Raw genomic sequence first — 24,279 nt, forward strand, 5'->3', positions numbered from 1 at the left:
CCGGATCGTCGTACCCATGACACAGCAGACGCATCCGGCACCCGCCCCGGCCAGCGGCTGGACCACCGGCGGTGTCGTCTTCGCGGGGGTCCTCCTGCTGATCAACGGCGTCTTCGCCATCCTGCAGGGCATCTCCGCCATCGCCACCGACGACGTGTACGCCCGCATCCACGACTACGTCTACAAGATCAACCTCACCGGTTGGGGCTGGATCCTGTTGATCCTCGGCGTACTCGGCGTCATCGCGGGCGCCGCCCTCCTCAAAGGCGCCCCCGGCTGGGCCCGCGGGGTCGGAATCTTCCTGGCCGCGCTGAGCATGCTCGCCCAGTTCCTGTTCCTGCCCTACGCGCCGATCTGGGCCCTCATCATGATCGGCATCGACTTCTTCGTGATCTGGGCGCTGGCGGTGTACAGGCCGGAGCACGTCTGACCTCTCGGGGTCACCCCGCGTCGCGGACGCAGCGGAAGCCGGTGTGGCCGGTGGAGCTGTCGGGGGTGTTGGCGGTGCGGGCGGCGACCCGGTAGCGGTTGCAGTACGAGGCGTGGCACAGGTGGGAGCCGCCCCGGATGACCCGGGCGCTGCCGTGCTCGGTGTGAGCGCCGTGGCCGGGGTCCGTGCCCTGGCGGGTGTCCGTGCCGTGGCCGGTCGTCCACCGGTCGGCGCACCACTCCCACACGTTGCCGGACACGTTGTGGAGGCCGTACCCGTTGGGCGCGAAGGCGTCGACGGGGGCGGTGCCCCGGTATCCGTCGGCGGCGGTGTTACGGGTGGGGAAGGTCCCGCGCCAGATGTTGCACCGGTACTCCCCGTCCGGGTCCAGCTCGTCCCCCCAGGGATAGCGGGCCTGTTCCAGACCGCCCCGGGCCGCGTACTCCCACTGCGCCTCGGTGGGCAGCCGCTTGCCGGCCCAGGAGGCGTAGGCGGCGGCGTCGTACCAGGAGACATGGACGACGGGATGGCGGCCGAGCCCGTCGAGCCCGCTGCCCGGCCCGGCCGGCTGGTGCCAGGCGGCCCCCGCGACCGCGCACCACCAGGGCGTCTCCGGCGGCCGGGGTGCGCCCCGGCGCAGCGCGGCGGGCAGGAACCCGGCGAAGACGTACGACCAGCCCAGCCGTTCGGCGTCGGTGACGTACCCGGTGTTGGCGACGAACGCGGCGTACTCGTCGTTGCTCACGGCGCAGGCGTCGACGAGGAACGGCGCCACGCGTACGGCCCGTACCGGCCCCTCCCCGTCTGCCGGAAAGCCGTCGGCGTCCTCGGCGCCCATGAGGAACTCCCCACCGGGGAGCGCGACCATGCCGGTGCTCCCGGGGCTGTCGCCGGGTCCGGAGAGAGGCGGCCGGGCTGTCGAGAGGTCCGCGGGGGCGGAGGGCGCGCAGCAGGCGGACGGCGGACGGGTGGACTCCATGTGCGGAGTGTGCCGCAGGCACCTGTGGCGAGGGGAACGAATGCGACCCGGATCACGGCGCGCGCGGGGCCGCTCGGCGGCGGGCGAGGAGCCGCGGCACCGTACCGAGGCGTCGTGGCGCCCTTGCTGCCTCCCAGCCAGCGATAATCCCCCCATGGCACCCCCCTCTGCCGCCGAACTCCCCCGCAGGACACCGGCCGCCACGTGAACCTCCACCTCAGCGAGTTGCACCGCCGCCTGCTGCCGGACCTGCTGTCGGCCGGCGCCGCGTACCCCCTCGCCCTGACCGGCGACTACGCGGCCCAGGCCCACGGCCTGTTCGACCGCCCCGGCCGCACCCTGGAGGTCGCCACCCAGCACCCGGCGCCGATGCGGACGATCGCCGAGACGGTCGCCGCGGTCCTGCGCGACCACGGCTGGCGCGTGGGCATGCGCGAGACGGACCCGCTCTCCGCCCAGCTCATCGTCACCGACGCCGTGTCGGAGGAGGCCGGCGAGGTGGACCTCCTCAAGGAGGCCCTGTGGCATCCGCCGGTCCGGACGGAACTCGGCCTGACCCTCTCCCTCGAAGACACGGTCGGCATGCGGGTCTGGGCGCTGACCGACCGGGGCCTGCCCCGCGACCTCCTCGTCGTGCACGCGGCGGCGGACCGCTGGAGCCTCCCCGACCTGGAAGACCTCGGCCGCCGCCACGCCCGCGACACCTTCGACCTCACCGACCTGCAGTCCCGTCTGACGGGCACGGAGTGGATCGACGACCGGGCGTTCACCGCGCACGGCCTGGACGAGGAGGGTGTCACCGAACTCCGCCTGTGGGCCCAGGCCTGGGCTGACGACATCGCGGAACGGCTGATGGAGGCCCAGCCGCCCGAGGAATGACACCTGCCGGCGTGCCGGGCCAGGCCGGCCGGATGGGCTGCCCGGTCGACGGCGCGCTCGTGCTGCGGCCGTTCTCCGGAGAAGAGCGGCCCCACGGAGCGTCAGCCCAGTGTCAGCCACCGCACACCCAGCCGTTCGACCCGCGCGGTCTCCGTCGCGTCGAGCGGCTCGCGCCCAGTGGCCTTACGCACGAACTTCTTCTGGTCCCAGCCGAGTTCGCGTAGTGCGCTTATGTGGTTCGGGCCGAGCAGCAGCTCCAGCACGACGTCTGCGGCCTGCCGGGTCAGCCACGGCTCGCGCCCCAGCGCTTCGGCCAGGTCCAGACCGTGGACGGCGACCTCGACCACCCGGGTGACCAGGAACTCCGACAGGAGCATCGCGTCCCCGTGACGGGTCCACACCACGCGGCCCTCGGGCTCGGCACGGCACAGCCGGTCCACCCGCTGCCAGGTCGCGTGGAAGTCGTCGGCGAGCGCGGCACCGCCGGCCTGCCCGGCCGCGTGATCCTGGGCCAAGGCGATGCGGGCCGAGTTGGTCTGCGGGGCGAAGCGGTCGTCGGGCCGGTAGTACTCCACCGCGGACACCTCGGCCTTGTCCGGCGGCGGAGCCTCCAGCATGCCCGGCACCCACGCGATCACCACGCGGACATGGCCCAACAACGCGCGCACGGGCCATGGTTCACACCGCGTCGGAAGATCCCACTCCGCCTCCGACAGACCCGCGACCGCCTGGGAGAGCTCCCCGGCCTCGAGGCGAAACGCTTCCAGCACCCGACCCTGGTTCATGACGACCAAGCTAACGACGACTTCCACCCCGCAGGGTCGTGAGCCGGGAAACGGGCTCGTTCATCGCCGTCGGTGCCAGCCGCTGATGTCAGGGATCGGGCGACCGGTCCTCTGTCGGACACACCAGGCACGCAGACACACCCTGCACGCCGACGCGGCCGCGGGATCCGATGGCCACTTCGGCAGCCCCCGCCCCAGCCCCTGTCACCTGCTCCGCTCCATGCACCACCACCTGCCCCAGCTCCCGTCCCGGCTGTCGTCGACTCAGGCACCGTGGAGCGGGCGTGGGTCCCGGCGTCCCGGCGGAGCGTCCGCCCGGCCGCTCATGCCGGCCGGGTGACCTGCCCGGCCCCCGGCTTCCGTGCCGCCAGGAACTCCACCACCGCCAGTGCGAGGAGCAGGCACAGGGCGATGCCGATCACCACCCAGCCGGTGGGGTACGACCACAGCAGGTAGACCAGCAGGGCCACGGCGACCAGGAGCCAGCTGATCCAGGTGCGGTAACGGCGTACGAACGGCCCGACCGGACCGGTGCGCAGGCCGGCGTGGTCGGCGGTACCGCGCACCGCGCCGATCCCGGCGGTCCACAGCCGCCGTACCAGCCCGGCGTACCGGCCCGGCCCGGTGAGCCAGGCGCCCAGGGCGACCACCACGGCCAGGGCCACGACCATGCGCACGGTGGTCCGGAGGAAGTGGACCAGCGCGTCGTAGACGGCGGCGGCCGCGTCCGGGGAGACGCCGGCGGGCAGCCGGTCAAGATAGATCACCCGGAACACGCTCAGCCCGATGCCGAGGATCCCGGTGGTGACGGCGACGCCGATGCAGCCCGCGACCAGGGCCCGGCGGCGCCGGACCGACAGCAGTACGCCGACGGCGACCAGCAGGACGGCCAGCACCGGCAGCCAGTTCCCGGCGAGCTGGAGCAGCCGTACGTAGGTCTTGACCTTGTCGATCTGGTCGGACTTCGCCAGGGTGAAGTCGGCATGCACGGCGGGGATGTGCTCGGCGGGGGTCAGGCCCGCGTCGACGAGCCGCTGTTTGACCTGGTCCACGAGGGGACCGAGGGCGAGGGTGACGGTGTCGTTCTTCAGCTGGACCGCGCCGCCGCCGCTGCCGGTGAGGGCCTTGTCGAGGGTGCTGTGGACTCGGCGGTTGGCGTCGGTCCAGACGGTCCTGAAGGCGTCCGACGCGGCGACCTTCCGGGCCTGGTCGTGGACGAAGCTGCGTACGGCCCCTTCGAGCGCGCCGCCCAGCTTGCCGCCGAGCGCCTGTTGCAGCCGGGGCCGGTCGGCGGGGGCCACGTCGGCGAGCAGGGCGGGCAGGTCGAGGCGGGTCATCAGCGCGTCGGTGGCCCGGTTCGCGACGGCGTCCTGCACGGCGGGGTTCGAGGCGAGCGGGGCGACGGTGGCGACGTAGCGGTCGGTGTCGCCCACCACGTCGGCGGCCCACGCGGCGACGACGGAGAGCGGGGCGAGGAGACAGCCGAGGACGATGAACACGGCGCCGAGGAGTGACCTGCCGTGGTGCCGGGGAGACCGCCGCGCCCGCTCCTTCTCCAGAGCCGTCAGCCGCCCCCGCAGCTCCTCCAACTCGGTGCGCTCAGCACGGTTGTCCGTGGGTGCGTCGCCGTCCTCCATCCGTGCCTCCTCCTCGCCGACGACCGGGCCGCGTGCCCGGCGTCGAACGGAGGCTGAGCACGGGCGTGCCGAACATCGGCGCCGCCGCGGCGGACGCGGCCACTGCCAGCCTCACCCGGCGCGTCCGCGCCCACGAGCGCATGAAGGCCGTACGGGTGAAGCAGCCCCCGTCACCGGCTCGCCTGCTCCTGCGCCCGCTTCGCTGCCCGAGTCCGCCAGTAGGAGTAGCCCTCCGCACCGAAGCCGGCGAGGGCCAGCGCGAACCCCACCCAGAACAGTGGCAGGTTCTTCCACCTCACATCACCGAGCATCGACAGGCCGATGCCGAGGATGGGCAGAAAGACCGAACCGGCCTCCCACCACTGCCCCTTACGGGCCTTGACGACGGCGGAGCACAACCCGAGCACGAAGACCAGCGCCATGAACGCGATCACTATCCGCATAACGGCAGTGTGACGTGTGCTTCTGTCATGCGGTCAACGGGAGCTGGGCCGTTGGGTCCCGGGTCAGCGGCAGTACTCGGCGCCCGCGCACAGGGCATGCACATGGACCGGCGCGGCCTCGCCGCCCTCGATCCGCTCGTCGCAGGCCAAGCACATCGTGATGCCGGTGAGTGCGTCGAAGTGGTCGCACAGGCCCACGACTGACCGGGCCAGCGGTCTGACCCGCTCGATGTCACCGAGCACGCCCGTGTTTTCGGTCTCGACGAGATGCCGTCGCGCCTCGCCGACCCTTGCCCGGACGACCTTCGCGGGCCCGTCGTCCTCGGGACGGCCGCTGGTGAGTTGCTCGATGTGCGGGATCAGCTGCCACAGGAACCGGCGAAATTCCTGGGCGAACAGTTTCACGGTCTCGCGGCCCAGGGGGAGGGTCTGATCGAGGAGCCAGGTCGCCGCGACACGCATCGCGACGGTGCGGAGAGCGGGCCTGTCGCTCGGGTCGGGCTGCTCGTTCCGGCAGCGTCGGCACGTGCAGGGCGGTAGCGGGGTGTCCGGCGGCGGATCCTGGCCGTGCCGGATGCTCACGGTCCCGCGATCCTCGACGACCGTGCCTTCGCAGTTCACCCGGTACACGCGCATCGTCATTTTGGTTGGGGGCTCTGCGGGGGCTGGGGCTTGCATGGCATCCGTTCCCATCCACTGGTTCTCAGCCGTGCAGACATGGTGGGAGCGGGCAACGGTCACAAGTACCCCGGCGAGGGGTACTCAGGGTGGTGCGCTCAGGTGGCTGCACACCACTCGGCGAAGTTCGTGAGGCTCTCGGAGTCGGCGCGCTTCAACCGCCGGAGCGTGCCGGCGTCCTCGCGGACCCATGGATGTTCGCGGGTGTGCTGCGGGGCGATCCGGCGGGCGGTCTTCAGCGACTCGAACGCGTGGCCCGCGCGTCCGGACCAGAGCTGGGCACGGGCGAGTTCGATGTAGAAGCCACTGCGGCGCTCGGCCGGAAGGTCTTCGGGCGGTGCCCACTCGCGGGCGATGTCGAGGGCACGGCCTACGTGCTCGTCCCCGAGACCGACGGCGAGCGACACCTCGTGGATGCGGACGGAATCGGGGCCGAACGCGGTGCCGTAGTAGACCCCCTCGGGCACCCGGTCGGCCAGCGCGCGGGCATCCGCGAGGTGAGCCCACGCGGCCGAGGCGTCACGCGCACGGCCCGCGATGACTGCCGCTCGCATGTGAAGGGCTCCCCTCATAGCGGTCTCCATCCGCTTGTCCGGCGCGGGTGAAGCGTCCAGGGCCAGTTCCAGGGCGCGCAGTCCAGCCGGGTAGGCACGGGCGGCGAAGAAGGTTTCCGTCCGCACGTAGGCGACGGAGGAGGCGAGCAGCGGATCGCCCGTCTCGGGAACGGCCCACCGCATGAGTTCGACGAGGCGCGCGGACAGATCCCGGGCACCGAACTTGTAGGCGACGGCATCCGCCGATCGGTAGCCGCTGACGAGGAGTTCGGCCAGTTCCGGTCGATCGTCCGGAGCGGCCCGGTGGTAGGCGCGGGCCATTTCGACAAGCAGGTCAGGGACCTTGCGCACGATGCGCGTGTACTGGGCGGCCAGCCGCCAGCGCATGGCCTCCGCGACGGCTGCGTGGAGAACGGGGACGGCACGGACCGATCCGTCGTCCGGCACGTCGTAGGCCGCGATCGCGGCGGACAGCGCGGGCAGCGCTTCCTGAACGGTGCTGTGGACGGGGCCGCGATCGGTACACAGCCGACCGGGGTCTACACCGAGGGTATCCGCGATGGCCACCAGAGTGGCGTCGGTGACACCGCGCTCACCACGCTCGATCTTTCGGACGGTACCGAGGGAGACGCAAGCTGCCTCGGCGAGCTGCTTCTGTGTCATCTTCGGGCGTACGACGCTTCGGTAGTAGGCGATGCGCCTGCCTAAGCCGTCGTGGGGGAAAGCGGACATGTGGACCTCCGGTTCAACCCGCGATGATCGAGACGAGCTGGGTGAGGGTGTCGATCCGCCAGTCCGCGGCCGCCGTCACCTCCGGGTCGTCCGCCCACAGATGCCCCCAGGGGCCACGGCGGATGTGTGCCGCCCGCAGTCCCGCGGCCTTGGCCGGGAAGATGTCGTTGGCCGGGTGGTCGCCGACGTACAGCGTCGCTCCCGGCCCGGCCTGCGCCACCTCCAGCACCCGCTCGAAGAACTCCCGCCGCGGCTTGGCCACGCCCCAGTCCCCCGACGTCACGATCAGGTCTGCGGGCAGGCCGAGAGCGCGCAGCAGATCGCCGGCACGGGATGTCTGGTTCCCGGCGATGATGACGCGAACCCCGAGTCCGCGGAGTTCGGTGAGGGCGGGGCGGACGTCGTCGTACAGATCCGTCTCGTCGAGAGCCTCGCCGCGTCCGGCCGCCTCACGGGCGTGGTACTCGGCGGCGACGTCGATGCCGGGACGGGCCAGCCGCAGGGCATCCGAGTTGTCACGGCCCTGGGCAACCACCGCACCGACGAGGGCGGAGAGGGTGTGACGCGGGATGCCGAGCCAGTCGGCCCACGTGTACCAGTACCGGTCGTCGCGGGTGATGGTCTCGCCCACGTCGAGTACGACGGTCTCAATCACCCTGAAAGCGTACGGCCTCTTCCGGGGGCACCTAGATGCCCGGGACGAATCGGCGTAAGGCGGCCCCGAGTGATCGAATCTCCCGGTACCATCCGTGCCGGAGCTGTGCTGAGCTCGGCATTGCCGAGTCTCGCTCTGTCCCTCTCCGCAGCCGTCATCTGCAAGGTTCTGGCATCGAAGTTGACTGACGACGACCAGGGCATGGAGACGACCGACGAGGAGAACCGTATGGCTGATGTATCGAAGTCGAGCAGGATGAAGCAGTGGGCCAGCGCCTTTTGTGACGTACTGGGAGACCTTGCGGTCGGCTTCGCGGGCGGGGCAGTGTCGAGCTGAGCACAGCTCCTTCGGTGCACGGTCGAGTCGGGTACGACCCGTCAGTCCAGCCACACCAGCAGCGCGTCGTCCGCTCCTGCGGCAGCCTCGAAGAACAAGGTGAGGCCGTCGAACCAGTGACGTCCCCACCCGCGCCGACGCGGGTCGTGGACCAGTCCGAGTGCGGGGTCGGTACGACGGTGACGGAGCCGGTGCCGCTGGGGCGCCGGCGGTACGGGTGGCGTCCGCGCCGTACCGGCACTGCCTGGGCATATCAACTGTGCCTCACCTGTCCCAGGGTGGTAACGGCCATGGCTCCCCGTGCCGGAGACAGGCCAGGATGACCCGGTGAGTGAAGACATGGTCTCCCTGAGCCCCGTCCGGACCACCGGGGTCGTCGCCTCCTCCGCGCTGCTGCTCGCCGGTGGTGCCTGGTTCGTGCGGGCGGTGTGGGATCTGCGGTTGGCCGGGGCCGGAGTGCCCGCGGGCGGGGTGCCGGACCAGGGGGGCGGGCGGCACCGGCCGCTGACCTCCCTGGAGAACGGGTATCACCTCGTCAGTTCCGCCGGGGGTGTGCTGACCGTCGTCTGCGCCGTCGTCTTTCTGATGTGGCTGGGGCGGGTGCGCGACAACGCGCGGCTCCTGTCCGGGCAGGCGCCCCGGTACAGCGGGATCTGGGTTCTGGTCGGCTGGGTCATCCCCATCGGGAATCTGTGGATTCCGCGCCGGATCGTCGGCGACGCGTTCCGGGACAGTGCACCCGAACGGCGGTTGCCCTGGGTCGTCAACGTGTGGTGGGGGTTCTGGCTGGTCGGTCTGGTGAGCGGGGTCGGGCTGATGGGCAGCGACTCCGCCGACGAACTCATCGCCCGCGCCTACGACGACGTCTGGCCGCTCGTGCTCTCCGACCTCGCGCTCGTCGCGGCCGCCGTCGCGGGCGCGTTCGTCGTGCGGGCCGTCACCCGGGCGCAGGCGGGGCCGGAGAACGAGGGGATCGTGCCGGCCGGGTCGCACGTGTGAAGTCGGGGGCGGCGCGGTACGGAGCTAGGTACGACCTCGCCGCCTCAGCCGTCAGGAGTCACGTCGTGAGCAGTGTCGCCATCGTGGGTGCCGGGCCGGGGCTGGGGGCCGCCGTCGCCCGGCGGTTCGGGCGGGAGGGGTACGGCGTCGCGCTGATCGCCCGGGACGGGGAGCGGCTCGACTCGATCGCGGAGGAGCTCTCCGGCCTCGGCGTCGACGCCCGCGGGTTCGCCGCCGACGTACGGGATCCGCTCGCCCTCGCCGCTGCCCTGGAGCGGGCCGCCGAGGAGCTCGGGACCGTCGAGATCCTGCAGTACAGCCCCGTCCCGCAGCGGGACTTCATGCGGCCCGTGCTGGAGACCACCCATGCGGATCTGCTCGGGCCGGTCGAGTTCTCGGTGTACGGGCCCGTCGCCGCCGTGCAGCAGGTGCTGCCGGGGATGCGGGAGCTGGGCCGGGGCACCATCCTGCTCGTCAACGGCGGTACGGCCGTCATCCCGCATCCCGACCGTGCCGGGACGTCCATCGCCTTCGCCGCCGAGAGTGCCTACGGGCATCTTCTGCACGACCGGCTCGCCGGGGAGGGGATCCATGTGGCGCAACTGGTCATTCCCGGGGCCATCGTCGCGGGGCACGCCCGCAAGGATCCCGCGGTGCTCGCCGACACGCTCTGGACGATGCACCGCGACCGGCACGGATTCCGGCACTACGCCGACGACCTGGAGGGATAGTCCGTAGCGAGGGCTGGACGGTAGCCCCCGCCGGGCGGGATGGGCCGATCTGCGCGAACATCATTTGTGGGTCAATATGGTGTTCGGCCCGATTGCTCCTCTCAGGGAGCCAGCGATGGCTAAAGGGGGCCAGCGATGGCGGTGGAAATACCTCCTCTCCTCAAGCCCTCCCGGCTCAGAAGCCGTGGAGGCCTGCTCGGTGAGTGCCTGGCAGAGTTTCTCGGGACCTTCGTCATCCTCTCGTTCGGAGCCGGTGTCGTGGCGATGGCCGTCGCGGCACTGCCCGGGTCGGGGCGTGCGGAGACCGCCACGACGGTCTTCCTGGCCGCCGGTGACTGGCTCCTGATCGCCTGGGGCTGGGGCCTGGCCGTGACCTTCGCCATCTACGTGGCCGGCGGTGTCAGCGGCGCCCATCTGAACCCGGCGGTGACGCTCGCGTTCGCCGTCCGCCGTAAGTTCCCGTGGGCGAAGGTGGTGCCCTACTGGGTGTCGCAGGTGCTGGGCGCCTTCGCCGGGGCCGCGTTGGTCTTCCTCGTCTACCACGACGCGATCAACGCGTTCGACGCCGCGTCGAAGCCGCCGAAGGTGGGCGGGCACACCGAGGCCACCTTCTCCATCTTCGCCACCTTCCCGGCGCCGTACTTCCACGGCGGGATCTGGGGTCCGCTGATCGACCAGATCGTGGGAACGGCGTTCCTGGTCATGTTCGTCGTCGCGGTCGTCGACCTGCGCAACACGGCCGTGGGCTCCAACCTCGGCCCGTTCGTCATCGGCCTCGCCGTCGCCGCCATCGGCATGTCCTACGGCGCGAACGCCGGCTACGCCATCAACCCGGCCCGCGACTTCGGGCCACGGGTGCTCACCTGGCTCGCCGGGTGGAAGAGTTACGCGTTCCCGGGCAACGGGGCCTGGTTCACCGGCTATTGGTGGGTCCCGATCGTCGGCCCGCTGATCGGCGGGGTGGTCGGGGTGCTGATCTACGACCTGTTCATCGGCGATGTCCTGCACGCCCGGCTCAAGGCGGGCGAACTGCCGGAGCCGGGCCGGACCCGCCCGACAACCGACGAGCCGTAGTTCGGGGCGGTGGCGGGCACCGTCAGGGCTCGGGTTTCTCCGGGCCCTGGCCGCCGCCCTGTTCGCCCAGCCGCCGCACCAGTTGCTGGGCCTTCGAGACGCCGGTGTCGATCTGCTCGGTGTACTTGCCGTCGGTGCGTCCGTCGGCCAGGTCGCCGGCCTTCTCCAGACCGGTCTCGATGACGTCACCGTGTTCCTCGGCGAGTTCCTCGGCCTTGTCCGTCGCCTTGTCCGTCAGGTTCTTCAGTCCATCGAACATGCGGGAATCGTCCCCGGCGGGAGCCGGCCGCGGCAAGACGGCACCCGGGGCGTTCGGCAGGGCGTGCGGTGGCCGGCAGGGCGTGAAGGAAGCGTTCGGGCGTTCCCTGCGGTGGGTGACGGTGGAGACTCGACGGGCAAGCACGTCACGCACCCCTGGAGACGACGCCATGAGCATCAGCCCCCTCCTGACCGGCCTGACCGGGAAGCTCCCCGAACTGCGGGCGCTGTACGAGGATCTGCACGCGCATCCGGAGCTGTCCTTCGAGGAGGAGCGGACCGCGGCCCTGGTCGCGGAACGGCTGCGGGAGCAGGGCTGGGAGGTCACCGAGCGGGTCGGCGGCACCGGGGTGGTCGGGGTGCTGGCCAACGGGGACGGTCCCGTCGTCCTGCTGCGTGCCGACATGGACGCGCTGCCGGTGCGGGAGGAGACCGGGCTGCCGTACGCCTCGAAGAACGACGGGGTGATGCACGCGTGCGGGCACGACATGCATGTCGCCTGGCTGCTGGGCGCGACCGGGCAGTTGGCGGCCGCGCGGGACGGCTGGCGGGGGACGGTGGTGGCGGTGTTCCAGCCGGCCGAGGAGGTGGGCGGGGCGCCGAAGATGCTCGCGGACGGGTTCGCCGAGCGGTTCCCGCGGCCGGACGTCTGCCTGGCCCAGCATGTGGCGGCCGCGCCGGCCGGGCTCGTCGGGACCCGGGCGGGCGCGCTGATGGCGGGTGCGGACAGCATGCGGGTCACGCTGTTCGGGCGGGGCGGGCACGGGTCCACGCCGGAGGCCACCGTCGACCCGGTGGTGCTGGCCGCCGCCGTGGTGATGCGGCTGCAGACCGTCGTCTCCCGGGAGGTGGGCGCGGGCCAGCAGGCCGTGGTCACGGTCGGTTCGATCCACGGCGGCACCAAGGAGAACATCATCCCGGACACCGTCGAGCTGAAGATCAACGTGCGGTCCGCCACGGCGGTCGTACGGGAGCGGGTGCTGGCGGCGGTCGAGCGGATCGTCCGGGCCGAGGCGGCCGCCTCCGCCGCGCCGAAGGAACCGGAGATCGTCCCCATCGACTCCTTCCCGGTCACCCACAACGACCCCGCCGCCACCGAGGCCGTACAGACCGCACTGGCCGCCGAATTCCCGGGCCTCACCTTCGAGTTGACCTCACCGATCCCCAACAGCGAGGACTTCGGCGCCTTCGGTACGGCCCTGGGGGCGCCCTCGGTGTTCTGGTTCGTCGGCGGCGCCGACCACCAGCTCTTCGCGGACGTCGACCTGGAGGCCCTGGTCCGCGACGGCATACCGCCGCAGATCCCCTCCAACCACTCCCCGCGCTTCGCCCCTGTCCCGGAGCCCACGATCGAGACGGGCGTACGGGCGCTGCTCGCGGCGGCGGGCCACTGGCTGGCTCCCTGACCCCCGCCCTGGACCCCTACTGGCGCGAGGCGCCCTGATCCAGGGCCGGGCGCAGATCGGCCCGCCGGCGGATGCCCAGCTTCTTGTACGTGTGGGTGAGATGGGTCTCCACGGTACGGCGGGCCAGATGGAGCAGGGCCGCGATCTCCACGTTGGTGCGGCCCTCGGCGGCGAGCTCGGCGATCCGGCGCTCGCTGCCGGTCAGGGAGGCGGTGCCCGTACGGCGTCTGGGGGAGCGGGCGCCGCCTTTCCGCAGCATCCCCTCGGCCAGCTCCACCAGCCGTACGGCACCGAGGCGTTCGGCGTGCTCCACGGCTTCCCGCAGGCAGTCGCGGGCCCGGACGCCCTCGCCGGCGGCGGTCAGCTGGCGGCCCAGGGCCAGCAGGGCCAGCGCCGGCTCGGTACCGGCGGGCCCGCCGCCCCGCAGGAGCGCCACGGCCTCCTCGGTGAGCTCCAGCCCCCGGCGGCCGCCGGTCGCCGCACCGAGAACGCGCAGGGCCCGGCCCACCGTGCGCGGGGTGTCCCAGACCCGGGCCAGCCGCAGCTCCTCCTCGGCCAGGGCGATGGCTTCGAGGGGGCGGCCGAGGGCCAGCCGGCACTCGGCGGCGGCCGTACGCCAGGGGGTGACCACCGGGCTGATCACCTCACGGGCGGACTGGCGGCGACCGCACTCCAGGAAGTCGTGCAGCGCCGCCGCCGGATCACCGGCGGCGGCCCGCACCACTCCGCGCGCGTAGAGGAACCGGTTCAGTTCCCAGGAGTCCGGCGCTTCCCGCAGGTCCAGCCCGGCGACCAGGCTCTCGGCCTGTGCGGTGCGGCCGGTCTCCACCAGCGCGATCAGGGCATGCGCATGGGCGTTGCCGGGCGTGACCGACTCGGGCACGGCCGCCGGATGCGTGTGGTCGGCGCGGGCCGCCGCGATGTCCGAACGGCTGTTGAGCAGGGCCTGGTGCATGGGGTGCAGCAGGTCGGGGCGCTGGCCGGCCAGCCCGCGGGCCACCAGCCGGTCGGCCTCGTCGAGTTCGTCGGCCCACTGGGCGACCGTGGCCGCGGTACCGACCAGGAACGGTTCGGTGAGCGGGTCGGTGGGTTCGGCGAGCAGGGTGCGCAGCCGCCGCATGGCGTCCCGGGCCGAGGTGAGGCCCGCGGACGCGGCGTGCCGCACCAGCAGGGCCTGCCCGGCCGTGCCGACCAGCTCCGGGGAACGCTCGGCGGTCTCGGACAGCCGGCGGTAGACCTCCTGCCGTATCTCCTGGTCCTGGTCGGACAGGAGGACGGTGGCGGTGTGCAGGGTGCGCACCAGGTCGGGGTGGTCGTTCAGCTCGCCGTCCACGGACCGCAGCAGCTCGACGGCCTTGCGGGTGCGGCCCCGGCCGGTCAGCGCGGTGCCGAGGGCGACGGCCGCGCGCACCCGGTCCTGCGGGGCGGCGGGCAGCCGGACCGCCTCGGCGAGCCGGGGGATCGCCGCGGAGGAGCGGGGCGCCGCGTACTCCAGCGAGCCCAGCTCGGTCAGCAGCCGCTGACGGCGGTCGTCGGAGAGGGGTTCCTCCAGGGCCCGGCGCAGATAGCCGACCGCGTCCGCGGCCCGGCCGTCGCAGAGGGCGAGCGCGGTCGCGTCCTTGAGCAGGGACAGCGCCCAGGGGGCGTGCACCGGGCCGGTCGCCAGCAGCTGGCGGGCCACGGCCTCGGCGGGCGCGTCCTGGCGGAGCATGGCTTCGGCGATCGCCCGGTGCGCGGCCCGGCGGCGGGCCGCGGGCACACCGGCGAGGACCGCGTCGCGCAGCAGGGGGTGCGGGTAGCGGGGGCGGCCGTCGGTGCCGGGGGTGAGTAGGCCGAGGTTGGTCATGGCGGTGAGCCAGCCGGCCACCCGCGTCGGGTCGGCGCCGGCCAGCTCGGCGAGCAGGGGTGTGATGTCGATCTCCGGCAGTTCGGCGCCGGTGTTCTCCTCCAGTACGGCGAGGGCGCGGGCCACCTCGGTGGTGGCCGGTCCCGCACTGTCCAGCCACCAGCGGACGGCGGCCGGGTACGCGCCCGGGTACAGCGCGGCGGTGGCGGTGGGCACCGCCGGGTGCCGGGCCTCGCGGAGGTCGTCGAGCAGGGCGCGCAGGAGCAGCGGGCTGCCGCCTGCGGCGCGCACACAGTCGTCCACCCAGGTCCGGTCCGCGTCCGGGAAGGCGTCGCGCACCCGGCGGGCCGCGGCCTCCGGGGTGAAGGGAGCGAGGGTGTGGGTCCGGACGAGCGCCGGGGGGAGGGTGTGGGCGAAGCCGGGGGTGGGCGGATCGAGATCGTACTGGCTGCGTTCGCCGACGACCAGGAGGATCGGTAAGCGGTCTATGTAGCGGGCGGACTCCACGAGCCAGCGGTGCGAGGGGGCGTCGGCGAGGTGCACGTCGTCCACGGCGACGAGCAGCGGCGAGTCCTCGGCGTAGGCGCGCAGCACGCGCCACAGTCCGGCGGCGGTCGCCCGCTCGTCGCCGTCCACCGCGAGATCGGCGAACTCCGGGACCGGGCCGAGGAGTTGCAGGACGGTGGCGAAGGAGATGGCGGTGTCGGCGGGCGAACAGCGCGCGCGGAGCGTTTTCAGCCCGAGGCCGGCCGCGTGCTCGGCCGCGGCCTCCAGGACGCCGGTACGGCCGGTTCCGGTGGCGCCCCGCAGCAGCACGAGGCGGCCGGTCCCGGACCGCGTGCGCTCGGCTTCCTCGGCCAACAGGTGCATGGCGTCGGCGAGTTCAGGGCACGAATGCATCATTCCTGGCTCCTCGCGGTGCGCTGGTGGGTTCGGGGGGTTAGAGGGGGTGGGGGTGGGAGAAGTTGTGGGGAGGTGTGGCGACCGGCGGTTCTGTTGCGAGGTCGGCACAATTCGGGGTGCTTGGGGCCTTGGATCGCTGCGGGCCGGTGGGGGTTGTTCGCGCAGTTCCCCGCGCCCCTCTCAGGCCGGTTCACTGGTCCCACCCTCTTGGGGGCGCGGGGCTGTGTTCGATATGCGGCTGCCGCCGCGTGGGCGCGACCAGCCACGACGCACCCGCAGTCGCCCACGGCCCCAGGCACCCCCCACATCTCGTGGTCCCTGTCGTGGTCGTCCACGATTGTCGTTGCCCCTTTGGTCCCACCAGGCTGGGTATTCCCGCCCGTCACCGTTCCCTCAGGGGTGACGGGCACGTGGACATAGGGGAAGCGGTTGATCAGCAACAGCTCATTAGCGTCGGTCACCCGCACGCCCGTCGCGGTGTACGCACCGGACCCGATCTCCCGTGAAGGCGCGCTCAGCCAGTTGCGCCGGCACCCGGAGATCGAGTTGCGCGACGAGTCCGAGACCGGCCCCGGCACGGTCGCGCTGCTCATCAGCGACAGCCTCGACGAGCCGGAGCTGACGCGGCTGCGCCGCGTCGTGCGCAGCGAGGGCGCGCGGGCCGTGCTCGTGGTCGGGGCGCTGCGCGAGACCGAGCTGCTCGATGTGATCGAGTGCGGGGTCGGTGCCATCGTCTGGCGGCACGAGGCCACCGAACTCCGGCTCGTGCAGGCCGTGCTGGCGGCCGCCCGCGGCGACGGCGACCTGCCCGCCGACCTGCTCGGCCGGCTGATCAGCCAGGTCGGCACCCTGCACCGCAGCGCCGCCGGCCGCCCGGGCGCCCCGGCCTCCGGGCTGTCCGCCCGCGAGGTGGACGTACTGCGGCTGGTCGCCGAGGGACTCGACACCGGTGAGATCGCCAGCAAGCTGTCCTACTCCGAGCGCACCGTCAAGAACGTCATGCACGGGCTGACGACCCGGCTGCATCTGCGCAACCGGGCACACGCCGTGGCCCATGCCCTCCGGGAAGGCTACATCTGACCGAACGGGCAGCGCCCACCGGTTCCCGGGCAGTGCGGTCTGCCCGGCCGTTCCTGCGGGCGCGGCGGGGGCGGAGGGCAGGATGGACACGAGTGCGGACAGGTCCATGGGGTGGTGAGTACGGCGTGATCCACGAGGTGGACCAGGTGCTGCGGAACCTGCTGACCGGCGGTGCGCTGGAGGGTTCCGGCATCGACGTCTCCTTCGACGCCCCGACCCGCGACTGGGCGGCCCGCCGCAACGGCCCGGTGATCAACAGCTATCTGTACGACATCCGGGAGGATGTGAAGCGGCGTCAGCGCGGGCACGTCGACGTCCGGGACGACCGGGACGTCGTCGTCAAGCGCCGGCAGCCGCCCCGCTGGTTCCGGCTGTCGTACCTGGTGACGGCGTGGACCAAGCGGCCCGAGGACGAACACCGGCTGATCAGCGCCGTGTTGGCGACCCTGATCCCGAGGGAGCTGATCCATCCGGGCGAACTGCCGGACTCCCTGCGCGCACTGGGTCTGACCGTGTCCCTGTCGGTGGCCGGTATCCAGACCGAGGCCCGCTCCCTGGCCGAGATCTGGTCCGCGCTCGGCGGCGAGCTCAAGCCGTCCCTGGACGTCGTCATCACGGCACCCTTCCCGGCGTACCCCGAGTACGACGCCGGTCCGCCGGTCACCGAGGGCGCCGCCGTCCGTGTCCGTGGGGGACTGGAGGAGTCCGCCCCGGTCCTTGAGGAGCGGGCCCACCGGCCCGGCCAGGTCGCCGAGGCCAAGGCCGCCCGGAGGACCCGGGCGTGACCCTGGACGTCTCCCTGACGCCGGTCGCCCCGCTCCTCGCCCGGCTGTCCGGGCTGCGGGACCGGGCCGCCGCCCTGGTCGCCCACCGCTCGGCCGGCGACCCGACGGCCACCGACCCGCTGCGCGGCCTGTACCTCTCCGAGGAGGCGGTCAGGCACTTCCTGCGCCCGGAGACGCCCGCCGAACTCCCCTCCCTGGAAGAGGACTTCACCGACCGGCTGGCCGAGCTCGCCGGCCGTCTCCGCCTCGCTCCCCTCGACACCACGATCCTGCTCATCGCGCTCGCCCCGGACCTGGACCGCACCTTCGAGCCGCTGTACGGCTACCTCAACGACGACGTCGGCCGCCGCCGCGCCACCATCGCCCTCGCCCTCGACCTGTACGGCGTTCCCGCCCACCTCGCGCAGGCCCGCGCCCGCTTCCACCCCACCGCCCCGCTCACCGCGCTCGGCCTGCTCACCGTCGACGAGCCCGAACGCCCCTTCCTCAGCCGCTCGTTGCGGGTCCCCGACCGGGTCCTGTCCCACCTCCTCGGCGACGACACCCCGGACCCGGCCCTGGCGGGGCACCTGCGCGCACCGTCGTACGACAGCGAAGCCGGTGCCGAGGAGGACGAGGAGTTCGTACGGCGGCTGGCCGGGCGGATCGCCGCCGGGCCGCTCTTCGGGTACCTGCGGGAGCGCCGGGAGGGCGAGGGGCTCGGCTGTGCGACGGCCGCGCTGCGGCTGGCCGGGGTGGAGGTCCTGCACTACACCGGCCCCGGGGAGCACCTCCCGGAGGTGCTCCGGGAGGCCCGGCTGGGCGGCCGGGCGGTACTCGTCGAGGCGGCCCAGCCCCGGGAGTTCGCCCGGAAGCTGAGCGAGGCGGGCGACGTCACCGCGCTGATCACCAGCCCCCACCCCTACGACCCCGAATGGTGCGACCACCGCGACCCCCTCGTCCTGGAGGCGCCGTCCCGGCGCGCCGCGCCCGTGGACGCCTGGGCGGCCGTACTGCCCGACACCCCCGGCTTCGACCTCGCGGCCACCGTCGCCCCGTACCACCTGGGCGGCGACCGGCTCGTCCGCGCGGCCCGGGCGGCGCAGGCGCTGGCCGCCTTCGACGGCACCCCGCTGGCCGCCGGCCATCTGCGGCTGGCCGCCCGCCAGCAGTCGGCGTCCGGGCTCGAACAGCACGCCCGCCGGATCCGGCCGGCCGTCGACTGGCGGGACCTGGTGCTGCCCGAACGCCCGCTCACCGAACTGCGCGAACTGGCGCTGCGCGCCCGCCACCGCGACCGGGTGCTCGGCGACTGGCGGCTGAGCGCGGGCGGCGGCCGGGGCCGCGGAGTCCTCGGCCTGTTCGCCGGTGAGTCGGGCACCGGCAAGACCCTGTCCGCGGAGGTGGTGGCCGCCGAACTCGGCCTGGACCTCTATGTCGTCCAGCTCTCCTCGGTCGTCGACAAGTACGTCGGCGAGACCGAGAAGAACCTGGAGCGCATCTTCACCGAGGCCGACCGCACCGACGCCGTGCTGCTCTTCGACGAGGCCGACGCCGTCTTCGGCAAGCGCTCCGAGGTCAAGGACGCGCACGACCGGTACGCCAACCTGGAGTCGGCCTATCTGCTCCAGCGCCTGGAGGCCTTCGACGGCATCGCGCTGCTCACCACCAACCTGCGCGCCAACATCGACGAGGCCTTCACCCGCCGTCTCGACCTGGTGATCGACTTCCCGTTCCCGGACGAGGAGCAGCGGCTGGCCCTGTGGCGGCACGGGCTGGTGCACGTACCGAGCGAGCCGGACATCGAACTCGGCCCGCTCGCACGCGACTTCGAGCTGTCCGGCGGCGCCATCCGCAGCGCGGTGGTCACCGCCGCCTACTTCGCCGCCGGCTGCGGCGAGCCGGTCACCGCGGCGAACCTGCTGGAAGGCGCCCGGCGCGAGTACCGCAAGGCGGGGCGGTTGGTACCGGGCACCTGGTGACCGGTCCGCTAGTCACCCGACGGGGGCACGATCTGCCACTCCTGGTCGTCCGTGTTCGAGCAGTAGTACAGGGTCAGGTTGGTGTCGTTGGCGCCGGTGCTGTAGCCGGCCACGTCCAGGCAGAGGTTGTTGCTGGCGAAGTTGCGGATCCAGTAGGCGCCGCTGGGCTGCTTGTCGATCCACCACAGCTGGTTGTCGGCCTTGGTGCCGTCGCACTTGTACTCGGTGATCGGCGACGACAGCTTGGCCGACCCGTAGCTGGGCAGGTCCATGCACAACTGGTCCTTGACGTTGCGGATCTGGAAGAGCGCGGCCGAGCCCGGCCCGTCCTTCGAGTAGCGCACCTCGAGGTTCCACAGCTGGTTGTCCGCGGTGGTCTCGTTGCAGGTGTACTCCCGCACCGGGCCGTTGCCGGTCCCCTTGTCGTAGCCGGGGATGTCCGCGCACTTCTTGGTCGTCGTGTTGCGCAGCAGGACGTTGTACACCGGTACGACGGGCTTCGGGACCTTCTTCTTCGTCGCCTTCGGGGACGGCTGGGCCTGGCCGCCGCCCCCGCCCGCCTGGGTGTCGGACGAGCCGTTGTCGTCCTTCGGCTGCTGCTCCACCGGGGACGGGGACGGCGCCGGTGCGGCGGCGAGGGGTGCGCTGGCCGAGGGGCTGGGTGCGAGGGAGCTCACCCCGGCTTCCTGGGTCTGTTCCTGGGCGAGGCTTCCGACGTGGGGTTTGTAGCTGATCCAGATGAGGGCGAAGGTGATGGCGAGGGCCAGGAGGGTGCCGAAGAGGGTGGCGATCCACCGGGGCAGGAAGCCGCGCTGGATGTAGGTGCCGTCCACAGGCTGTGGATTGACGCCCGCCCGCTGGACGGTGAGCCGGTACGGCCGTTGTTCCTTCGGTCCGAACCAGATGATCCGCCGGGGTTTGAGGGTGGCTTTGATGAAGGCGGCGCGGCCTGGTTCGATCTGGACGTTGCTGGGGTGGATGTCGTAGGCGAGTTGGTCGCCGTTGTCGTTGCCGCCGATGGAGGCGGTGAGTTTGGTGTTGCCGAGGTTGTCGATGGCGAGCTTGGGGCGGCCTCGGAAGCGGCCCTTGACCGTGGGCGGGACCAGTTCGGCCCGTACCTCGGTGAAGGGGGTGATGGTGAGGTTGCCCTCGGGGACGGTGACGGCCTCGGGGTGTTCGGTCGGCGTGATGCGCACCGCGTACGGGTTGGGGCCCGCTGTCGCGTCGGAGGTGCGGGGCGGGGCGAAGGTCAGCTCGACCGTGCCCGTGGTACCCGGGTAGAGGCGGAGCGTGGGAGGCTCGACGGTCGTCCAGGGGGCGACGGGGCCCACCGGTTCGAAGCTGTACTCGTCGACTACGTCACCCGTGTTGCGCAGCCGCAGCCGTACCCGGGTCGAGGCGCCCGGGTCGACGGTCGCGGAGGCGGGTTCCAGGGAGGTCCAGAGAGTCATGCGGGCACCGTCAGCTTGAAGGCTTCCAGCCAGAGCGTGTTGTCGAGGGTGCCGACGAAATCAAGTGCGTTGTTGTCGCTGCGGGCACCCTGGCACCACTGGCCGCCCCAGTCGTGGTTGCGGACCTTGGCGTAGTTGCAGCCCTGCCCACTGCCGACGTTGAAGGCGAAGCCCTCGATGTAGGGGTCGGCCGCCTTCGTGCTGCCGATGTAGTTGTCCTTGCCGTCGGGCATGATCGCCGTCCAGTTCGGGTTCCACTTGCCCTTGCCGTCCGTGGACTGGGGGTTGTAGACGAAGGCGTTCGCGGCGGAGCCCTGGACGCCGTACACCGCGAGGTTGATGGCCTTGATCGGGGTGTTCTTGCCGACCGTGCCGGCCATGGTGCCGTCGCAGACGGGCTTCTGCCAGCCGGTGCCCTGGACGTAGGCGCGGTAGCAGATGTGCCGCCCGGACGGGTCGGCGGCGGCGAGGCGGTTCACGGCGGTCGCCGCGGTGTCCTGCTTGGGCTTGGCGGTCACGGTGGCCGTCGCACCGCCGCCGCCTCCCCCGCCGCCTCCGCCTCCGTTGCCGCCGTCCCCGGCGTCCGGAGTGACGGGCGCGGTGGAGGCCGTGACACTGGGCGCCGGCGGCGGGGTCGGGGTGGCCGAGGGGCTGGGCGCGAGCGAACTCACCCCGGCCTCCTGGATCTGTTCCTCGGCGAGGCTCTTGACCTGCGGCTTGTAGTTGAACCAGATCAGGGCGAAGGTGATGGCGAGGGCCAGCAGGGTGCCGAAGAGGGTGGCCAGCCAGCGGGGCAGGAAGCCGCGCTGGATGTACGTCCCGTCGACGGATTCCGGCGTGAGCCCCGAGCGCTGGACGGTGAGCCGGTACGGCCGTTGTTCCTTCGGTCCGAACCAGATGATGCGCCGGGGTTTGAGGGTGGCTTTGATGAAGGCGGCGCGGCCGGGTTCGATCTGGACGTTGCTGGGGTGGATGTCGTAGGCGAGTTGGTCGCCGTTGTCGTTGCCGCCGATGGAGGCGGTGAGTTTGGTGTTGCCGAGGTTGTCGATGGCGAGCTTGGGGCGGCCTCGGAAGCGGCCCTTGACCGTGGGCGGGACCAGTTCGGCGCGCAGCTCGGTGAAGGGGGTGATGGTGAGGTTGCCCTCGGGGACGGTGACGGCCTCGGGGTGCTCGGTCGGCGTGATGCGCACCGCGTACGGGTTGGGGCCCGCTGTCGCGTCGGAGGTGCGGGGCGGGGCGAAAGTCAGCTCGACCGTGCCCGTGGTGCCCGGGTAGAGGCGGAGCGTCTGCGGTTCGACGGTCGTCCAGGGGGCGACGGGGCCTACCGGTTCGAAGCGGTACTCGTCGACGACGTCACCCGTGTTCCGCAATCGCAGACGGACGCGGGTGGAGGACCCGGGGTCCACGGTCGCGGAGGCGGGTTCCAGGGAAGTCCACAGGCTCACGCGTCGACGCTATGCGGAGCACGAAGCCGGCGCAGCGGACAGCGGGGCAGACCGCGGTGCCGCAGGGGCCGGACTCGTTGCCCCTGCGGACGGTGCCGTGGGCGGCGCGGACGGCCTACGAATCGGAGCGCTTGCCGATCAGGTCCCGGTACAGGGCCGCCTTCTCCTCATGGGTCGTCGCCTTGGCGAGTTCGGTCTTCCAGTCCGCTTCCAGATCCTTCAGCTTCTTCAGCCAGTCGCCGAACTGCCCCAGGTCGACATAGCGTTGGCTGGCGGCGAGGGGAGCGTCGCCGCCGATCTTGTCGTCCTTGTGGCCGCCGAAGTTGCTGAAGGGGTTGGCGGTCTTCTCGCTGCTCTTCCAGTTGTGTTCGTAGCCCTCGGGGGTCCTGCCGCCCGGTCCGGCGGTCTCGATGCCGACCTGAAGTGCCCCGTCGCGCTTGCCGGTCGGCGGCTTGTACCCCATGAACAGGTGCCCGTGCGACTCGTCCGGGAGGATGGTCCCGCCGTGGTAGCCCTTGTTTCCCGCGCCTCCGATGCCCACCCCCATGCCGTAGAGGTGGCTGTGGGGGTCGATGAGGTTCTGGGCGGTGGCCTTCAGCCCGCCCTTCTCCACGAAGCGGCCCGGCTGTCCGGGCTTGTTGTCGCTGATGTCCATGTGGTGGGTGGCGTACGTGCGCTTGTACACCGGGGCCTCGGGCTTGGCGTTGGGCTCGTAGAACTTCGGGTTCTCCCTGGTGATGTGGAGCCACCGGGGGAGTTCGTAGCCGTGCTGGCCGTCGGCCAGCTGCGGGATGCGGATGTTGACGCGGCCGCCGTAGGCCAGGGCGTGCGCGACGTCGTCCTTGAAGTCCTCGTGGAGACCGGTCTTCGGGTTGAAGACCTGCAGACCCTCCTTCAGGATCAGGAAGATCTTGGTCAGGATCTCGGTGCCGCGCGCCACGCGCTTGCGGTGCTCGACGGCGTTCGGAACGTCGTCGGAGATATCGGGCGGGAGCAGGGTCGCGACGAAGGTCTGGAAGATCTGCTCGTTGCGCTCCCCGGTGAGCTGTTCCCGCTCCTCCTCGGGGTTCGACTTGTCGCGCATGGCGTGGTGGCGGCCGAGCTGGTAGTCCGGCCGGGGGCCCGTACCGGCCGGTGCCTTCCCCTGGCCCTCGGTGTGCTGCTGCCACCGCAGGGTGGCGATCAGCAGGCGCTTGCCCTTGGGCTGCGCCAGCCAGCTGTGGAAGTCGTCCTTCTTGATGTAGTCCTGCGCCTCGTCATGGGTGCACAGGCCGACCGTCCGCAGCCAGCCGGGATCCTCGGCCTCGGCGCTCTTGATCATCTGGAGTTCCTCGGCCGTGAACTTCGGGCCGTTGCGCTCCCGCTTGTCGAGGACGGACCGCACCTGCTTGTTCCGGATCTCGGCGGTGCCGCCGACGATGAGCCGCGCGAGGCGGGCGGTGGCCGGGAGCGCGGACACGGGGGTGGCGGCGCCGACCGCGGGCGAGGCCGGGGGCGAGGGCTCGGCCGCGGGTGTGATCTCCGGTTCGGCCGTGGCATCCGTCGTGGGTCCGTCCCCGGGCGCCCGCTGGACGGGGATGTCCTCGTCCGGGCTGCGCTGCACCGCGTCGGCGGGCGGTGCGGAGGATCCGGGCAGGGCGAGGTCGGGCGCGGCGCCACGGGCCAGCTTGCGGGCGTTGGAGCCGGCGCTCCGCTCGAACGGGTCGTCCGGGTGGGAGACCTTCTCGCCCCTGCCGTTGGCGGTGCCGGGCACGGGGCCCAGGGCCTGCTGACGGACGTGGTCGACCTCTTCGTACATCACCTCGTCGGTGACGCGGTTCCCGCCGAGCACGATGTGCGGGCCGGTGGTGTAGGCCCGGGCGCCGAGTTCCTCGGCCGAGCGCTGGGCGACCGGGCCGCTGTGCACGCGCACATGGCCGAAGTCCATGCCGTAGGCGTTCTCCGCCCGCCGCAGGATGCGGGGCTCCAACGGCACAGCGGGCGTGCCGACGGCGTCGGCGACCGACGTCCGCGGCTCCACCGGCACGGCCTCCTCGGCCTGCTGCCCCTCCGCCTCGTCCTCCTGCCGGGCCCGCTGGATCGCCTGGGTCACCGCGGCGTTCCCCGCGGACCGCTGGAGGGCGGCCAAGGGGGGAGGCGCGGAGGCTTTCCGGGGTGTCGGGCGGTCGCCGTCACGGTCCGCGGTGGAGCGGTTCTCTGCTTGAGTGCGCATAGCCGGTTCCCGTTCGGTCG

22 protein-coding genes are annotated in these 24,279 nt (G+C 72.2%); 10 read left to right on the forward strand and 12 right to left on the reverse strand.

Going from position 1 to position 24,279, the window contains the following annotated elements; translation table 11 throughout:
* The first annotated feature begins 16 nt into the window (after positions 1-16).
* Complete coding sequence (locus ACGFZQ_RS31775) at positions 17-430, forward strand: hypothetical protein (RefSeq protein ID WP_393843202.1); 414 nt, start codon at positions 17-19, stop codon at positions 428-430.
* Positions 431-440: 10 nt separating this feature from the next.
* Here the strand turns inward: ACGFZQ_RS31775 and ACGFZQ_RS31780 are convergent, their stop codons facing one another.
* Entirely contained in the window at positions 441-1,409 is a 969-nt protein-coding gene (locus ACGFZQ_RS31780; protein ID WP_393843203.1) for a formylglycine-generating enzyme family protein, read from the reverse strand.
* A gap of 204 nt (positions 1,410-1,613) precedes the next feature.
* Between ACGFZQ_RS31780 and ACGFZQ_RS31785 the strand changes: the two genes are divergently transcribed.
* On the forward strand, positions 1,614-2,288 hold the full coding sequence (locus tag ACGFZQ_RS31785) for a hypothetical protein (RefSeq protein WP_393843204.1): 675 nt from the start codon (positions 1,614-1,616) through the stop codon (positions 2,286-2,288).
* 101 nt (positions 2,289-2,389) lie between these two features.
* Here the strand turns inward: ACGFZQ_RS31785 and ACGFZQ_RS31790 are convergent, their stop codons facing one another.
* The 6 genes from ACGFZQ_RS31790 to ACGFZQ_RS31815 all read right to left on the reverse strand — a co-directional run bounded on the left by ACGFZQ_RS31790 (position 2,390) and on the right by ACGFZQ_RS31815 (position 7,772).
* Positions 2,390-3,073, reverse strand: a complete 684-nt coding sequence (locus tag ACGFZQ_RS31790) for a maleylpyruvate isomerase N-terminal domain-containing protein (protein WP_393843205.1) — start codon at positions 3,071-3,073, stop codon at positions 2,390-2,392.
* 323 nt (positions 3,074-3,396) lie between these two features.
* Positions 3,397-4,710 (reverse strand): hypothetical protein, encoded by a 1,314-nt coding sequence (locus tag ACGFZQ_RS31795; RefSeq protein WP_393843206.1) that lies wholly within the window; start codon positions 4,708-4,710, stop codon positions 3,397-3,399.
* A gap of 170 nt (positions 4,711-4,880) precedes the next feature.
* The gene (locus tag ACGFZQ_RS31800) at positions 4,881-5,153 is read right to left on the reverse strand and encodes a hypothetical protein (protein WP_393843207.1); all 273 of its coding nucleotides are present in this window, start codon (positions 5,151-5,153) and stop codon (positions 4,881-4,883) included.
* Between the two features lie 63 nt (positions 5,154-5,216).
* Positions 5,217-5,615 (reverse strand): DUF6415 family natural product biosynthesis protein, encoded by a 399-nt coding sequence (locus tag ACGFZQ_RS31805; RefSeq protein ID WP_393843208.1) that lies wholly within the window; start codon positions 5,613-5,615, stop codon positions 5,217-5,219.
* A gap of 314 nt (positions 5,616-5,929) precedes the next feature.
* Positions 5,930-7,117, reverse strand: coding sequence for a helix-turn-helix domain-containing protein (locus tag ACGFZQ_RS31810; protein ID WP_393843209.1), 1,188 nt, complete (start codon positions 7,115-7,117; stop codon positions 5,930-5,932).
* A gap of 13 nt (positions 7,118-7,130) precedes the next feature.
* Positions 7,131-7,772, reverse strand: coding sequence for an HAD family hydrolase (locus tag ACGFZQ_RS31815; RefSeq protein ID WP_393843210.1), 642 nt, complete (start codon positions 7,770-7,772; stop codon positions 7,131-7,133).
* A gap of 69 nt (positions 7,773-7,841) precedes the next feature.
* On the opposite strand from ACGFZQ_RS31815, the gene ACGFZQ_RS31820 reads away from it, so the two are divergent.
* From ACGFZQ_RS31820 to ACGFZQ_RS31835, 4 genes are all read left to right on the forward strand, one after another.
* Positions 7,842-8,108 carry a hypothetical protein gene (locus tag ACGFZQ_RS31820; protein ID WP_393843211.1) on the forward strand — a complete coding sequence of 89 codons (267 nt, stop codon included), beginning with the start codon at positions 7,842-7,844 and terminating at the stop codon, positions 8,106-8,108.
* Positions 8,109-8,435: 327 nt separating this feature from the next.
* Complete coding sequence (locus ACGFZQ_RS31825) at positions 8,436-9,107, forward strand: DUF4328 domain-containing protein (protein WP_393843212.1); 672 nt, start codon at positions 8,436-8,438, stop codon at positions 9,105-9,107.
* Positions 9,108-9,172: 65 nt separating this feature from the next.
* Positions 9,173-9,838, forward strand: a complete 666-nt coding sequence (locus ACGFZQ_RS31830; RefSeq protein ID WP_393843213.1) for an SDR family NAD(P)-dependent oxidoreductase — start codon at positions 9,173-9,175, stop codon at positions 9,836-9,838.
* Between the two features lie 135 nt (positions 9,839-9,973).
* Positions 9,974-10,912, forward strand: coding sequence for an MIP/aquaporin family protein (locus ACGFZQ_RS31835; protein ID WP_393843214.1), 939 nt, complete (start codon positions 9,974-9,976; stop codon positions 10,910-10,912).
* A 22-nt stretch (positions 10,913-10,934) separates the two neighbouring features.
* On the opposite strand, the gene ACGFZQ_RS31840 is transcribed toward ACGFZQ_RS31835, so the two are convergent.
* Complete coding sequence (locus tag ACGFZQ_RS31840; RefSeq protein ID WP_393843215.1) at positions 10,935-11,171, reverse strand: antitoxin; 237 nt, start codon at positions 11,169-11,171, stop codon at positions 10,935-10,937.
* Between the two features lie 169 nt (positions 11,172-11,340).
* On the opposite strand from ACGFZQ_RS31840, the gene ACGFZQ_RS31845 reads away from it, so the two are divergent.
* Entirely contained in the window at positions 11,341-12,576 is a 1,236-nt protein-coding gene (locus tag ACGFZQ_RS31845; RefSeq protein ID WP_393843216.1) for an amidohydrolase, read from the forward strand.
* Between the two features lie 16 nt (positions 12,577-12,592).
* Here the strand turns inward: ACGFZQ_RS31845 and ACGFZQ_RS31850 are convergent, their stop codons facing one another.
* Positions 12,593-15,325: a LuxR C-terminal-related transcriptional regulator gene (locus ACGFZQ_RS31850; protein ID WP_393843217.1), complete on the reverse strand. Its 2,733-nt coding sequence runs from the start codon at positions 15,323-15,325 to the stop codon at positions 12,593-12,595.
* 429 nt (positions 15,326-15,754) lie between these two features.
* Between ACGFZQ_RS31850 and ACGFZQ_RS31855 the strand changes: the two genes are divergently transcribed.
* The 3 genes from ACGFZQ_RS31855 (at position 15,755) to ACGFZQ_RS31865 (ending at position 19,151) form a co-directional block, all read left to right on the forward strand.
* Complete coding sequence (locus tag ACGFZQ_RS31855; protein ID WP_351738423.1) at positions 15,755-16,405, forward strand: response regulator transcription factor; 651 nt, start codon at positions 15,755-15,757, stop codon at positions 16,403-16,405.
* 125 nt (positions 16,406-16,530) lie between these two features.
* A complete protein-coding gene (locus ACGFZQ_RS31860; protein WP_393843218.1) occupies positions 16,531-17,190 on the forward strand; it encodes a DUF4255 domain-containing protein in 660 nt (219 codons plus the stop codon).
* Positions 17,187-19,151: an ATP-binding protein gene (locus ACGFZQ_RS31865; protein WP_393843219.1), complete on the forward strand. Its 1,965-nt coding sequence runs from the start codon at positions 17,187-17,189 to the stop codon at positions 19,149-19,151. The genes ACGFZQ_RS31860 and ACGFZQ_RS31865 overlap by 4 nt, the downstream gene beginning before the upstream one ends.
* 8 nt (positions 19,152-19,159) lie before the next feature.
* On the opposite strand, the gene ACGFZQ_RS31870 is transcribed toward ACGFZQ_RS31865, so the two are convergent.
* From ACGFZQ_RS31870 to ACGFZQ_RS31880, 3 genes are all read right to left on the reverse strand, one after another.
* Positions 19,160-20,602 carry an RICIN domain-containing protein gene (locus ACGFZQ_RS31870; protein ID WP_393843220.1) on the reverse strand — a complete coding sequence of 481 codons (1,443 nt, stop codon included), beginning with the start codon at positions 20,600-20,602 and terminating at the stop codon, positions 19,160-19,162.
* Positions 20,599-22,047 carry a hydrolase gene (locus tag ACGFZQ_RS31875; protein ID WP_393843221.1) on the reverse strand — a complete coding sequence of 483 codons (1,449 nt, stop codon included), beginning with the start codon at positions 22,045-22,047 and terminating at the stop codon, positions 20,599-20,601. Before ACGFZQ_RS31875 ends, ACGFZQ_RS31870 begins: the two co-directional genes overlap by 4 nt.
* A gap of 115 nt (positions 22,048-22,162) precedes the next feature.
* Positions 22,163-24,259 carry a DUF4157 domain-containing protein gene (locus ACGFZQ_RS31880; protein WP_393843222.1) on the reverse strand — a complete coding sequence of 699 codons (2,097 nt, stop codon included), beginning with the start codon at positions 24,257-24,259 and terminating at the stop codon, positions 22,163-22,165.
* Between the last annotated feature and the right edge of the window lie 20 nt (positions 24,260-24,279).

The organism is Streptomyces sp. NPDC048254 (assembly GCF_043201895.1).
In the GTDB taxonomy this organism is placed as follows: domain Bacteria; phylum Actinomycetota; class Actinomycetes; order Streptomycetales; family Streptomycetaceae; genus Streptomyces.

What these genes read in the sequence shown, in the direction of transcription:
- ACGFZQ_RS31775 (WP_393843202.1), top strand. Translation starts at nt 17, where the DNA reads ATGACACAGCAGACGCATCCGGCACCCGCCCCGGCCAGCGGCTGGACC.
- ACGFZQ_RS31780 (WP_393843203.1), bottom strand. Translation starts at nt 1,409, where the DNA reads ATGGAGTCCACCCGTCCGCCGTCCGCCTGCTGCGCGCCCTCCGCCCCC.
- ACGFZQ_RS31790 (WP_393843205.1), bottom strand. Translation starts at nt 3,073, where the DNA reads ATGAACCAGGGTCGGGTGCTGGAAGCGTTTCGCCTCGAGGCCGGGGAG.
- ACGFZQ_RS31795 (WP_393843206.1), bottom strand. Translation starts at nt 4,710, where the DNA reads ATGGAGGACGGCGACGCACCCACGGACAACCGTGCTGAGCGCACCGAG.
- ACGFZQ_RS31800 (WP_393843207.1), bottom strand. Translation starts at nt 5,153, where the DNA reads ATGCGGATAGTGATCGCGTTCATGGCGCTGGTCTTCGTGCTCGGGTTG.
- ACGFZQ_RS31805 (WP_393843208.1), bottom strand. Translation starts at nt 5,615, where the DNA reads ATGCGTGTCGCGGCGACCTGGCTCCTCGATCAGACCCTCCCCCTGGGC.
- ACGFZQ_RS31810 (WP_393843209.1), bottom strand. Translation starts at nt 7,117, where the DNA reads ATGTCCGCTTTCCCCCACGACGGCTTAGGCAGGCGCATCGCCTACTAC.
- ACGFZQ_RS31835 (WP_393843214.1), top strand. Translation starts at nt 9,974, where the DNA reads ATGGCGGTGGAAATACCTCCTCTCCTCAAGCCCTCCCGGCTCAGAAGC.
- ACGFZQ_RS31840 (WP_393843215.1), bottom strand. Translation starts at nt 11,171, where the DNA reads ATGTTCGATGGACTGAAGAACCTGACGGACAAGGCGACGGACAAGGCC.
- ACGFZQ_RS31845 (WP_393843216.1), top strand. Translation starts at nt 11,341, where the DNA reads ATGAGCATCAGCCCCCTCCTGACCGGCCTGACCGGGAAGCTCCCCGAA.
- ACGFZQ_RS31850 (WP_393843217.1), bottom strand. Translation starts at nt 15,325, where the DNA reads ATGATGCATTCGTGCCCTGAACTCGCCGACGCCATGCACCTGTTGGCC.
- ACGFZQ_RS31870 (WP_393843220.1), bottom strand. Translation starts at nt 20,602, where the DNA reads ATGACTCTCTGGACCTCCCTGGAACCCGCCTCCGCGACCGTCGACCCG.
- ACGFZQ_RS31880 (WP_393843222.1), bottom strand. Translation starts at nt 24,259, where the DNA reads ATGCGCACTCAAGCAGAGAACCGCTCCACCGCGGACCGTGACGGCGAC.